At 71.0% G+C, this 12241-nt stretch carries 14 protein-coding genes and 1 pseudogene; 8 read left to right on the forward strand and 7 right to left on the reverse strand.

Annotation, left to right across the window (positions count from 1 at the left end; genetic code table 11):
* Positions 1-44: 44 nt before the first annotated feature.
* Entirely contained in the window at positions 45-302 is a 258-nt protein-coding gene (locus AC08OJ_RS14390) for a type II toxin-antitoxin system VapC family toxin (RefSeq protein WP_476595976.1), read from the reverse strand.
* A 182-nt stretch (positions 303-484) separates the two neighbouring features.
* Between AC08OJ_RS14390 and AC08OJ_RS14395 the strand changes: the two genes are divergently transcribed.
* From AC08OJ_RS14395 to AC08OJ_RS14415, 5 genes are all read left to right on the forward strand, one after another.
* Positions 485-631, forward strand: coding sequence for a hypothetical protein (locus AC08OJ_RS14395; protein ID WP_476593426.1), 147 nt, complete (start codon positions 485-487; stop codon positions 629-631).
* Positions 632-747: 116 nt separating this feature from the next.
* A complete protein-coding gene (locus AC08OJ_RS14400) occupies positions 748-873 on the forward strand; it encodes a hypothetical protein (protein ID WP_462188557.1) in 126 nt (41 codons plus the stop codon).
* Between the two features lie 265 nt (positions 874-1138).
* Complete coding sequence (locus AC08OJ_RS14405) at positions 1139-1444, forward strand: hypothetical protein (protein ID WP_476593427.1); 306 nt, start codon at positions 1139-1141, stop codon at positions 1442-1444.
* Positions 1441-2493, forward strand: a complete 1053-nt coding sequence (locus AC08OJ_RS14410; protein ID WP_476593428.1) for a ferrochelatase — start codon at positions 1441-1443, stop codon at positions 2491-2493. The genes AC08OJ_RS14405 and AC08OJ_RS14410 overlap by 4 nt, the downstream gene beginning before the upstream one ends.
* Before the next feature lie 162 nt (positions 2494-2655).
* A complete protein-coding gene (locus AC08OJ_RS14415) occupies positions 2656-3171 on the forward strand; it encodes a DUF3090 domain-containing protein (RefSeq protein ID WP_476593429.1) in 516 nt (171 codons plus the stop codon).
* Positions 3172-3214: 43 nt separating this feature from the next.
* Here the strand turns inward: AC08OJ_RS14415 and AC08OJ_RS14420 are convergent, their stop codons facing one another.
* The 5 genes and pseudogenes from AC08OJ_RS14420 to AC08OJ_RS14440 form a co-directional block, all read right to left on the reverse strand.
* Positions 3215-4027: a hypothetical protein gene (locus tag AC08OJ_RS14420; protein WP_476595977.1), complete on the reverse strand. Its 813-nt coding sequence runs from the start codon at positions 4025-4027 to the stop codon at positions 3215-3217.
* Positions 4028-4038: 11 nt separating this feature from the next.
* Complete coding sequence (locus AC08OJ_RS14425; protein ID WP_462188562.1) at positions 4039-4851, reverse strand: SGNH/GDSL hydrolase family protein; 813 nt, start codon at positions 4849-4851, stop codon at positions 4039-4041.
* 27 nt (positions 4852-4878) lie between these two features.
* Positions 4879-6063 (reverse strand): glycosyltransferase, encoded by a 1185-nt coding sequence (locus AC08OJ_RS14430; protein ID WP_476593430.1) that lies wholly within the window; start codon positions 6061-6063, stop codon positions 4879-4881.
* Complete coding sequence (locus AC08OJ_RS14435) at positions 6060-6602, reverse strand: glycosyltransferase (RefSeq protein ID WP_476595978.1); 543 nt, start codon at positions 6600-6602, stop codon at positions 6060-6062. The genes AC08OJ_RS14430 and AC08OJ_RS14435 overlap by 4 nt, the downstream gene beginning before the upstream one ends.
* Before the next feature lie 214 nt (positions 6603-6816).
* Positions 6817-7311, reverse strand: a pseudogene (locus AC08OJ_RS14440) (glycosyltransferase); the annotation flags it as partial.
* Positions 7312-7765: 454 nt separating this feature from the next.
* On the opposite strand from AC08OJ_RS14440, the gene AC08OJ_RS14445 reads away from it, so the two are divergent.
* Both AC08OJ_RS14445 and AC08OJ_RS14450 read left to right on the forward strand, forming a co-directional pair.
* A complete protein-coding gene (locus AC08OJ_RS14445; protein ID WP_476595979.1) occupies positions 7766-8188 on the forward strand; it encodes a DUF3099 domain-containing protein in 423 nt (140 codons plus the stop codon).
* A gap of 15 nt (positions 8189-8203) precedes the next feature.
* Positions 8204-9082 (forward strand): SAM hydrolase/SAM-dependent halogenase family protein, encoded by an 879-nt coding sequence (locus tag AC08OJ_RS14450; RefSeq protein ID WP_476593432.1) that lies wholly within the window; start codon positions 8204-8206, stop codon positions 9080-9082.
* A gap of 29 nt (positions 9083-9111) precedes the next feature.
* On the opposite strand, the gene pucL is transcribed toward AC08OJ_RS14450, so the two are convergent.
* Entirely contained in the window at positions 9112-10005 is an 894-nt protein-coding gene (gene pucL, locus AC08OJ_RS14455) for a factor-independent urate hydroxylase (RefSeq protein WP_476595980.1), read from the reverse strand.
* A 953-nt stretch (positions 10006-10958) separates the two neighbouring features.
* Between pucL and AC08OJ_RS14460 the strand changes: the two genes are divergently transcribed.
* Complete coding sequence (locus tag AC08OJ_RS14460; RefSeq protein WP_476595981.1) at positions 10959-12134, forward strand: L,D-transpeptidase; 1176 nt, start codon at positions 10959-10961, stop codon at positions 12132-12134.
* The last annotated feature ends 107 nt before the right edge of the window (positions 12135-12241 follow it).

Here is a 12241-nt window from a genome sequence, read left to right on the forward strand (position 1 = left end):
TGCGGAAGACAAGCCTAGAGCAATACCCGACGTGAGACACGCGCCTATTCGACGAGGCGGATGGTGCAGTAGCGGGTGGCGGTGCGGGCGAGTCGGGCGTCGGAGGTGACGAGAGTGATGGCTCGGGATTCCGCGAGCGCGACGTAGGCGGCGTCGTAGCCGCTGATGCTGGCGCGGAGCTGCCACATGCGGGGTAGGAGCTGTTCGACGGGCACGTGGTCGACGCCAAGCTGGGGAATCCGGTTGATCGTGGCCTGCGCCTGGTCATCGCTGATCTTGTTGTCGAGAGCGAGCCCGCGCATGACCGAGAACAGCTCGATCTTCTAGTGCTCGGGAGCCGCCCACTCTGGGTCGGCGCTCAGGATCGAGCGGGCCCGTCGCCCTCGGTCGTCGGCGTAGACGAGGTCGTTGGCGAGCACGGAAGCGTCCACTACGACCATCCGGAACCGTGCGCTCCTGGCTCGTCCGTTGATGTCGCCTCGACGTGCATGGCGCGGGCGGCTGCCAGCACGTCGGCGGCGGCTGGAGCATCCACGCCGGCGCCGACGCCCGCCGCGAGTTCGTCTTCCACAGCAGCGAGGACCTGCTGGTTTCGGGCATACCGGGCCTGTCGGGTGAGTACTCCGAGTAGGAACGCCTGCAGTGACTGGCCTTGCTGGCGAGCGTACTGCGCGAGCGTGTCACGTACGCCTTCCGGTACGTCGCGTACGGTGACTGCAATTGGCGTGCCTGCATTATGACTGCAGAATGCAGGCTGGTCAAAGTCGGGTCGCGGTCGAGTACGAACTGCTCGGCGCGGCCGGGGTCACGGTCGTGGGAATGCCCGAGCTCGGCGAGCGGGCCCGCGCCATGAAGGCTCACCTGGCCGTCTGATCATCGACTGGATCGTCCGTGATGGTGCCCGGGTGGGCCGGTGCCCGCCCCGGCTGCCGCGCGGAGGTCGGTCCGGGCGATCTTCTTGCCCGCCGACGACGCATCCGGCGCGCCTTAACGGATATCGTAGGTGGCGCGGCGTCGCCGTGCCGCCACGCCGCTGGCTGATCGAAACCAAGGGCGCGCCATCCCTTTCAGCTGAGGTGGCTCAGCAGTTGAGGCGGCTGCGGCGGTGCGGTCGGCGCAACCGCGAGGGGGTGGGTCGGTGGGCGTGATTCGGGTGGAACCATACGGCGGCCGCGACTTCGACGTCGAGGTCGCGGAGGAGACGTCTCCGGGAGTCCGCGGGCTCTCCTTCAACTACCGGGTGCAGGTCGATGACAAGGTGCTCGCGGCGGTGGGGCTCTCGCCCGACGATGTGCCGGGCCTGATCGCGTTGGTCCGCGCGTCGTTCGCGTTCCTGCTCGCGCGGGAACCGGCCGGGTCCATCCTGCCCACCTTCGAGCTGTCCGAGATCACCCGCTACTTCCCGAACTATCCGGCGGAGATCTCCGGCAGCGTGCCGAGATGAGCGGGGCCGGGGCACCGGGGGACGTGGACGCTCTGCTACTCGTCTCGTTCGGGGGTCCCGAGGGGCCCGGCGACGTGTTGCCGTTCCTCCGCAACGTGACCAGGGGCCGGGACATCCCCGCCTCCCGGCTGGCGGTCGTCGCCGAGCAGTACCACCTGTTCGGTGGGCGTAGCCCCCTCAACGAGCAGAACCGGGCGCTGGTCGCCGCGTTGCGTGCGGAGCTGCTCGGGCTGCCGGTCTACTGGGGGAACCGGAACTGGGCGCCCTATCTGACCGACACGGTCGCCCAGATGGCTGCCGACGGCATCCGGCGTGCCGCGTGCTTCGTCACCTCGGCTTTCTCGTCCTACTCGGGATGCCGGCAGTACCGGGAGGACCTCGCGGCGGCCGCCGCCGCGGTGGGGGACCGTGCGCCCGAGCTGGTGAAGCTGCGGCTGTTCTTCGACCATCCGGGGTTCGTGGAGCCGATGGTGGACCGCGGCGTCGCGGCGCTGGCCGACCTGCCGGCGAAGGTGCGTCCCGATGCCCATCTGATCTTCACCGCGCATTCGCTCCCCCTCGCGCAGGCCCGCGCCAGCGGGCGTGGCGAGGGCGCCTACGCTCACCAGCTGCGGGCTACCGCAGCGGTGATCACCGAGGGGATCGAACGCATCACCGGCGTGCGTCATCCCTTCGACCTGGCCTTCTGTAGCCGCAGTGGGTCGCCGGACGTGCCGTGGCTCGAGCCGGACGTGCGCGATCGGCTCGCGCGGCTGGCCGCGGCGGGGGCCGCCAGTGCCGTGATCATTCCGCTGGGATTCGTCAGCGATCACATGGAGGTCCGCTATGACCTCGACGTGGGGGCCCTGGAACGGGCGCGGGAGCTGGGCCTGCCGGCGACGCGGGCGGGCACCGTCGGGGTGGATCCGCGGTTCGTCTCGATGGTGGGAGAACTGATCGAGGAGCTGCGTCGTCCCGGCGGCGCCCGACGGTCGCTGACCGGCCTCGGGCCCTGGCCGGCGGACTGCCCCACGCACTGCTGCGAGCCCTTCGGGCCGCCGCGGACCTGAACCCCGCGGACCCGAATCCGGGGTGGTCCTGAAGCCAGGAGGGTGGGGGAGGGCGGACCGCATGGCGAGGCGGCCATACTGATGGCGAACCGATACTGATGGGGAACGAAGCGATCAGGACCGAACGACGAAGCGAGTCAAGGTAACGGAGCGATCGGAGATATGCGGCGCTACGTGTTCGAATCCCCGGAAAGGTTCGTGGTGGGAACCGTCGGCCAGCCGGGTGACCGGATCTTCTTCCTGCAGGCTGCCAGGCGTGGTCAGGTCGTGACGGTCGGTCTGGAGAAGACCGAGGTCACCGCCCTGGCGGAGGGGCTGACCGCGTTGCTAGGCCAGGTGGGCCAGACCCAGGGCATCGTGCTTCCGACCGCTTCGGACGTCGAGATCGATCTTGCCCCGCTGGATGCCCCGTTCGAGGAGGACTTCCATCTGGGCCAGCTCACGGTGTCCTGGGACGGCCACCGGGTCTTCGTCGAGGCGGCCGGGCTGTCCCCCGGGGAGTTCCGGCTCCCCGAGAGCGAGGACGAGCTCGACTCGTTGCGGGTGGGACTGTCGATCAAACAGGCCCGTGCCTTCATCGAACGAGCCCGCACGATCGTTGCCGCCGGGCGTCCACCGTGCGTCCTGTGCGGCCGCCCGGACGATCCGGCCGGGCACTTCTGCCCTCGGCTGAACTGATCGGAGCCGGCCGGAGCCGGCCGGGGCGGGCAGCCGGCGATCGTCAGTTCGAGGGCGGCACAGGGGCGTACGTCGGGTCGAAGGCATCGTAGGCTGCTGCATAGGCGCGACGCACTGCCGCGGAAAGGTTGCGCAGCGCCGCGGACCTGCGGGCGATCTCGCTCGCGGTCACCGCGGCACCGTCGTCCCGGGCAGCGAGGTCGAGCAGGGCCGACAACCGCTCCGCCCGGGCCAGCAGGGCGTGCGCCCCCGGTGGATGACCCGGGCCCAGCCCCGGGCTCGGCTCCTCCTCCCCGCGGTCGCGCAGCAGGGCGAGCACCTCGGGGCGAGCGCTTGCGATGTCGAGGTCGATGAGCGCGGCCGTCGTGGTGCGGATCGCGTTGCTGAGGTCGTGTTCCGCGGCGCGCAGGCCGGCTCCGGGCGGTGGCACGCGGGACGCGACGAGCACCCGCCAGTGCACCGACTCCAGCCGCCCCTCCAGGGCCGGCCCGTGCACGACGACCCCGGGAACGAGCACCAGCGGTGGGTTCGGGCCGATCACGATGATCGCCTCCCCGGCGGTGATCGCGTCCCTGTTCACCTCCGCCGGGCCGGGCAGGCCGGTGGCGTCCCCGGGGGCGGGCAGGACCAGCCGGAGCCGTTGCGCTCTGGCCGAACGCAGGGCTCCCAGGCCCAGCACGAGCGGCTCGTCGCCGAGGGTGTGCGGCGCCGCCTCGCCGCCGAGCGCGCGGTGCATCTGGGTGATGACGTCGTCGAGCCCGACGAGCCCGGCAAGCCACGCATTGCCCCATCCGGTGAGGACTCCGGACCGGGGCGACGCTGACAGGGCGGGAAGCACATTGCCTACCGTAGGCAATCGAGGAGCCTTCAGGCTCGCCGAGGAGGCCGTACCAGACCTTTTTCCGGGTGATAGCGCCATTTGTCGCCTCTGGGCAGGCACCGCCCGGCCAGCCAGGGCAGGCCCACGCTCAGCAGCCAGTAGGAATGCTCGATGATTCCTGGAGCCGGTTCCTCATGATCGGGTCCGTCCGGCAGACCCACGAGTGCTACCCCGGCGTGCGACAGACGATGGGCGAACGCCTGCGCGATCAGGCGGTGGCCGCGTGGCCCCGGGTGGATCCGGTCCACGTCGAAGCTGGACCGGCTGCGCACCGCAGGGTGCCCGCCGAGGTCGACCATCAACACCCCGGGGTCCGTCCGGGCCGCGGCATGGACCGCCGCGTTGAGCCGTTCGACCCGTTCGCTCAGGATCCGGCCGAACGGCGCCGGCACCGGGAGCAGCCGGCTGGGATCGGGCATGGTCGCGGTGAGCACGACGACTCCGTCAGCCCGCAGACGGCCTACCGTCCAGACCAGGTCCTGACGTAACCGCAGCGGATCGAATGTCGGTTTCAGCACGTCGTTCATGCCGGCGATCACGCTGGCGATCTGGGGGCCTAGCGACAGGGCGACGGGAAGCTGACGGGTACGCACGTCGTGCGTGGTCGCTCCCGTGGTGGCCAGATTGGTGAATTCCACGGCGCCGGCCGGGCCCAGGCACGCGGCGAGCCGGGCGGCGAAGCCCCGTCCTCCCGTCGCGGAGCGGCGGTGTTCGCGTCCCATCGTCACGCCGTCGCCGAGGCCGACCGTGATGCTGTCGCCCAGCGCGACGAACCGCCGGGATCCGGTACCGGAGTCCATGGCTCTGCCCGCCTTTCAGACCGCGAGTCAGGCCGCGAGCGGCGGCGCCGGTGGCTGCGGGAAGGCCGTGCCCGGGGCGGCCGGACCGGGCGAGTCGTGGCAGGTGAGGAAGCCCGCGACCGTGGTCGACCAGGGGAACTGCTCCGCGCGGGCCCGGGCCGCGACCCGGCGCGCGTGGACCTGCGCCGGCGAGGCGGACAGCAGGTCCACGACGGCGTCGGCGAACGTGAATCCGCTGCCCGCGGCGATCACGCCTACTCCCGGGACGATCAGTTCTGCGAGCGCACTGGCGTGGTGCACCACTGCCGGGGTGCCGCTGGCGAGCGCCTCTAGGGCGGTCAGCCCGAAGGTCTCCACCGGGCCGGGAGCGAGCGCGAGGTCGGCGGTCGCCAGCAGGCCGGCGAGCCGTTCCCGGTCGGCCACGAACCCGAGGAAGGTTACCGGCAGCCCGGCCGCATGCCGTTCCAGCCGGCCCCGATGGGCCCCGTCACCGGCGATCACCAGGCGCGCCGGCACCCGGCGGCGGACGAGTTCGGCTGCCGCGTCCACGGCGAGGTCGACCCGCTTCTCCGGTGCCAGCCGGCTGGCCACCACCAGCAGCGCCTCCTGGTCACGGGCGAAGGCGCGTCGCAGGGTCAGGTCGTGGTGAGCGGAGGAGAAACGGTCGAGCTCGACGCCGAGCGGAACGTGGCGCAGGTTGCCGGCGCCGATGCGGACGAACTCCGCCGCCGCCCAGGCCGTCGTCGCCACGACGGAGTCGAAGGCGGCCGCGAGCGAAGCGTTCGCCCGGTCCGCGGCTGTCGAGACCGGCAGGACTCCCCGCAGCGGTGCGGGTGTCCAGGTGCCGAGCAGGCGGTCGAGCCGCTCGTGGCTGACGACCAGCGACGGCACCCCGCGACGGCGGGCCCATCGGGCTAGTGGACGCAGGGTCGCCCGGTCGTGGACCTCGAGCCGGTCGGGCCGTTCCCGGTCGAGCAGGTCGGTGACGCGCCACGGCTCGGTGATGATCCGGTAACCGGTTCCGGGTAGCCGGGGGGCGCGTAGTTGGAACACGCGGGCATCCGGCTGGACCAGTTCGGCGTCCTGCTCGCCCGGAATGATCTGGACGACCTCGTGGCCCGCCGCGGTGTAACCGGCGGCGAGGTGGCGCAGTGTCGTCCGGATGCCGCCGGAGGCCGGCGCGACGAAGTTTGCCGCCTGCACGATCTTCATGCTGACCACCCGTCGTTTCTCGTTCCGGGCCGCTCGCGTGCGTCCCATCCGTCCCGTCGTCCGCCCCGCCGTCCGCTCCGTCCCTCGATGACCGGGCCGGGGTGCCTGAGGCGGCCGAAGCGGCTGGCCCCGCCGCCGGTGCCGAGCACGTCACGGTAGTGGCCGAGCAGCTCGTCGCCGACCGCGCTCCACCCGCATCCCACGACCGACTCCCGGGCCGCCGCACCCATCGCCACCCGGCGAGGGAGGTCGTCGGCCAGGGCCGCGACCTGCGCCCGCAGGGCCGCGGGGTCGCCGGGAGTGTAGTGCAGCCCGGTGCGGCCGTGCTCGACAACGTCGAGCAGCCCGCCCGCCGCGGGGGCGACCACCGGTACCCCGCTCGCCTTGGCCTCCTGCGCCGCCTGGCAGAATGTCTCGTGGATGCCGGTGTGGACGAAGACGTCGAGACTCGCGACCGCAGCCGAGAGCTCCTGCCCGGCGCGGAATCCGAGGAACGCCGCGTTCGGCATCGACCGGGCGAGGGCGGGAGGGGCCGTCACCGACGACGACGAGCCGGGTGTTCGGGATGTCGGACACCGCTCCGAGCAGCTCCACCCGCTTCTCCCGGGCCAGCCGGCCGACGTAGCCGACCAGGACCTCGCCGTTCGGAGCGAGGCTGCGGCGCAGTTCGTCGTCCCGGTGCGCCGGGTGGAAGCGTTCGAGGTCCACCCCTCGACTCCAGCGGGCGACCCGTTGCACGCCCTGGCTCAGGAGGGTGTCGACGGCATCCCAGGACGGCGCGAGGGTCCGGGCCGCGAGCCGGTGTATGATGGCTAGCCAATGCCAGATCGTGCGTTCCGCGGTGGCCAGCCCGTAGCGGGCGGCGAACGCGGCGATGTCCGTCTGGTAGACGGCGATGCTCGGTATGCCGAGCCGCCGCGCCGCGAACACCGCCTGCGCCCCGAGGCCGGCGGGCGCCGCCAGATGGACGATGTCCGGGTCGAACTCCCGTAAGGCGGCGGGAAGCCCGGGCCACGGGACTGCGAAGCGAAACGCCGGGTAACCCGGTAGGGGAGCCGACGGCGCCCACAGCACCGGTGCGCCGGCGTGGCTGCGCGCCGCCGCGCATCGGGCGGCGGGCGCCGGAGCCGGCGCGATGACCATTGCCTCGTGCTGCCGGTCCCGCAGGTGTTCCAGCACTCGACAGACCGTGTTCGTCACCCCGTCGACATGGGGGAGGAACGACTCGGTGATCACCGCTATGCGCACACGAGCACCGTGGCAGGGTATGGAGCCGTGCCGCAGACGGCCAGCCGACCGTTACATGAACGTTCTGGCACAGCTTGGTGCACCGTACGGGTGTACACGACCGGCTGTTCATCCGGTCGGCGGATCCGGGCCGGATTCCCGTCCAACCTGGCGCCATCTAACACAGCGTCACCCGACATGGTGTTATTCGATCACGATGTCATCTGACATAGTGCCACTTGACATAGTGCTATCTACCATAGTGTTACTTGACATGATGTCACACGACATAGTGCAACATGATGCTATCCGACATGGTGTCGTTCGACACGGCGCCCGGCGGGCGCCATGGTTCCTGGTCCGCACCGTCGCACGCCGGCCGCCAGCATTTTCCCAGGGCGCCGGTGAGGAGGATATTTGGAGGCACGGGGCGGCGCACCGGTCGGGGAGTGAGAGCCATCGAGGTGTACGCGTGATGTTCAGGCGGCAGGACACGGTCCTGATCACGTCCGCGGCCCGGTCGCGGCAGTCGGACATCCATCGGCGGGAGGTGCGTTACCTCCTCTCGATGATGTTCCGGATGCTCTGCTTCGTGCTCGCCGTGGTTGCCTTCCACGGCTGGCTGCGGTTTGTCGCTGTCGCGATGGCCGTGATCATTCCGTGGGTCGCGGTGGTCATCGCCAATGGCGGTCCGGCGCCCGAACGCGACCGGCCCGCCAGCTACGATCCGGGCCAGCCGGCGGCGGGCGAGCCGCCGGCCCTGGAGGCCGATCCCCACCGGGTGGTCGACAGCGAGGGCTGGGTGGATGACGAGGGCTGGGTGCACGGCCATCCGGACCCACCGGGCCGGGACGGCAGCGGACTCGGCGAGGCGCCCGTCTCCGGGCCGTCGGGTTGACGTCAGGTTGAGCCGGTGAGGTGCATCAGCTTCACCACTGACTACGGACTCGCCGACGGCTTTGTTGCAGCCTGCCACGGGGTGATCCTGCAGACGGTGCCGGACGCCCGGATCATCGACGTGACCCACCTGGTGCCGCCGGGGGACGTGCGGCGGGGGGCGGCCGTGCTCGCCCAGACGGTGGGTTCCCTGCCTCGGGGGGTGCACCTCGCCGTGGTGGATCCCGGGGTGGGCACGTCGCGCCGGGCCCTGGCACTGCGCGCGGTCGGCGGTCACCTGGTCGGGCCCGACAACGGCCTGCTGATCTCCGCGGCCGAGCGGTTGGGGGGGATCGAGGCCGCGGTCACGCTGGCGGTGCGGCCCGGAACCCCCGCGACGTTCCACGGCCGGGACGTCTTCGCCCCGGTGGCTGCCGCCCTGGCGCGCGGGACGCCGCTCCAGGAGGTCGGTGAGCCGGTGGAGCCGGCGACCCTGGTCCGTCCGCGGGCGGCCCTGGCTCGGCTACGCCCGGATGGCACCGTGGAGACCGAGGTGGTCCTCGTTGACACGTTCGGCAACGTCCAGCTCGCGGCCTCCGGCGCGCTGCTCGGCGCGGCCGGGCTGCGCCCGCCGGGTCGGGCGGTGCTGCGACCGCTCCGGCGGGACCGCCCGACCGGGGCCGAGCAAGCGGCCGGGCCGCCCGCGGCCGCGGGCCCGATGGTTGAACTGGCGGTAGGGGTCACCTTCGGTTCTGTCGGCCCGGGGGAGGCGGTGCTCTACGTCGACTCGGCGGGGATGGCGGCCCTCGCCGTGCGCGACGGTGACGCCGCGCATGCCCTCACGCTTATGCCCGGCGACCGCCTTACGCTGCGCCGCTGGGACAGGCGTCTGGGGCGCCCACCGCCCGTCGGGTGACGGCACCGGTCAGCACCGGTCAGCACCGGTCAGCAGAATCCCGGGAAGGTCAGCCAGCTCGGCCCCGGGTCGGGAGCGTCATCGCGCAGGACCGTTCCCTCGATCTTGCCGTACGGCCGGTCCGCGGCGTAGTAGATCGTGTTGGGATTATCGAGCCCGAACGGTTCTAGATCAACCAGGAAGTGGTGTTTGTTCGGCATTGACAGGCGGATTTCGGCGACGTCGGCGTGCGCGGTCAGTGCCGCCTCGCCCATCCGGTACAGGGTCTGTTGCAGAGCCAGGCTGTGGAGGCTCGCGAAGGTGCTGACCAGAGCCGTCCGTATCTCGTCGAACAGTCGTTCGAAGCCGAGGTCTGACCGGGCGTAGCGCCAGCGGGCGGTGACCTCTGTCGCCAGGATGCGGTCTGTCGTCTCGGGCAGCGTGGTGTACCGGTCGCGGAGAAACCCCGAGAATTCCGAGCCGGTCGACTTCAGCAGGACCAGCCCGGCGAGTCCGGACACGACGAAGGCCGTGTCACGGTCGAGGGTGACGACCGTCGTCCTTTTCTCCCCAGCCGACCTGCTGAAGGCATGGTCGTGCGGCACCCCGTCCACCGGGATGCGGTCCCACCGGTACTGCTCGATTTCTATCCGGGCGCCGTCGATCCACGGGAGGGATCCGACGAAATGGTGACCCAGCCGGATCGCGAAATCCTCGATCTGGCCGATTCCGTGCTCGCGGGCGAAGGCGTAGACGGTGTTTTTCTGCGTGTCCGTGGTGAGCACGTGCGCATTGTCGCCGGACAGGTGCGCGGCGGCGAAGTCACCACGAAGCGCAGTGGAGACGTTCAGATCGGTGATCTGGTGCACCGGTCCGTTCCGCGCTACGTGGACGAGACGGACCTCCGCCTTTCCATACTGATTGGGCCCGAGAACGATCGCCATGTGGCCTCCCTGTCGTGGGACGGTCATTTCCCTTATCCGGAGTGCGCCTTTCGCCCGGCCGGGTCGATCGGCCTGCCGCGGGTCCGACCGTCCCGGCGCGTCGTGCCGGCACCGGTGCGGGCCGGAGACCGCCGAACGTGGCCTGACCATTCTGCTGGACCGGGTGACCTCCCGGACCGACAGTGAGTTTCGCGCGCCCGGCTCGTGCCGTTCGTCGTGCCGTTCGTCCTCCGGCCCCTCGCCCCGGCCTGTCGCCGGGGTGCCCCTCCGGGCCAGGTGGACCGCGGGGTGGGATCACGCGGTGGTGACCCGTCCGGGTGGCTTCCGGTAATGGAAAGTCAGCGAGACGTCAATGGTCTCGCATGCCGGCGGTGCCGTGTACCGCCCGGTCGTCTCTGGTTGCGGAAACTCATCTGCACGGGTGACGGGTTGCGTCTTCTTTGATATCGCCGTGGGTTCTGGCCGTCGTTTCGGGTGGTCGGTGAAATGTCCTCCGGGCCGGGCAACTCGGGAAGGCGTTCGTGCGTCAGAAGGGGAGAAGGGGAGGGGTGTATGTGGGACGCCTAGAGAGTGCTACTCTCCGTATTAAGATGCTCGACGCTGGGTGATGCTCTTCCGGTTGGCGCCGTAGATTCCGCTGATCGAGGATACGTGGGGTTGATCTCTGGGTACCGTTCGGACGTAGCTTCCCGTCCGGCGACGCTGCCGGCGCGGTCTTCAAGAGGGGGCATTACATGTCTCGCTCGGTAATGATTCCCTCACGTATTTTCCGTGGGTGGGGTCGCTCGGCCCGGCTGGAATCCCGGCCGGCGGGATCGCCTGGTCGCCGGCCCCGGCGGTGGCCGGGGGGGACGCTTCTGCTTGCCGCGGTGCTGTCCGCGGCGGCCTGTTCCGGCGGGGGGGCATCACCGGCGCCGGCCGGGGCCACCCCCGCGCCGGATCCGGCGGCGAGCGTGACGGTCACGCCGGGGGACGGCGCCACCGGGGTGGCGCTGACCAGCCCGGTCGTCGTGCGCGGCAACGCCCCGCTGGCCGCGGTCTCCGTCAACCGGAGGGCGAGCGCGTCGGAGAAGACGGAGCCGGGGATACTGCTCGGCACCTTCTCGGCCGATCATCGGACCTGGACATCCTCCGGTGGGCTGTTCGCCGATTCGCGGTACGACGTCGAGGCGTCCACGTCCCCGGCGACGGGCATCGTCGGGACGACGTCGGTGCGGACCGGCTTCGTGACCGGCGTCCCGGCGAAGTCGTTCAAGGTCTCCTGGGAGCCGGTCGCGGGCCAGACCGTCGGGATCGGCGCGCCGATCAGCCTGACGTTCAGCGCGCCCGCGCCCAGTCGGGCCGCCGTCCAGAGCCGGCTGGTCGTACGGACCGATCCGCCGGTCCTCGGCGCGTGGAACTGGCTGTCGAACCGGGTCGTCATGTGGCGGCCGAAGGAGTACTGGAAGCCCGGGACGAAGGTGCACGTCGAGGCCAACTTCGCCGGCTACGACGCGGGCGGGGGCCGGCTGGGGGTCAAGGACCGGGCGATGGACTTCGTCATCGGCTCCGCCCAGGTCTCCAAGGTCGACTCGGCCACCCACACGATGAAGGTCTTCCGGGACGGGCAACTGCTGCGCACGATGCCGGTCAGCCTCGGCAAACCCAGTCTGCCGAGCATGGATGGCCCGCACAACGTGCTGGGCAAGTCAGCTGAAGTGATCATGGATTCGGCCACCGTAGGCATCCCCCAGGGCGACCCGGACTACTACTACGAGAAGGTCCAGTGGGCGGTCCACTACACCAGTGGCGGGCAGTACGTGCATGCCGCGCCCTGGTCGGTGCCCTCCCAGGGACGAGCCAACGTCTCCCATGGGTGCGTGAATGCCTCACCCGCCGACGCCCAGTGGTTCTACAACTTCACCCGGCTCGGTGACATCATCGACATCGTCAACACCGGTCGGCCGCCGGACACCTCACAGCTCGGCAACGCGTGGTCGGTCCCCTGGGCCACGTGGAAGGCGGGCAGCGCGCTGCCAGTGTCCGACCAGCTCGCCCCCGCGGTGAGCCTCGACTCCGCGGTGAGCACCGTCACGCCCGGGCCTGCGGCCGCCATCCCCAGGACCGGCTCGGCGGGCGCCGGCGCCTGACCGGGCGATCGCGGGTCTCGCAGCCGCGGCAGCGTGGACGACGCCCGGCCCGACCAGCTCGGTGCCGGGCGTCGTCAATATGCGCCCTCGGCCGCTCCCACCGCGGT

Source organism: Frankia sp. CgKIO3 (assembly GCF_977946435.1).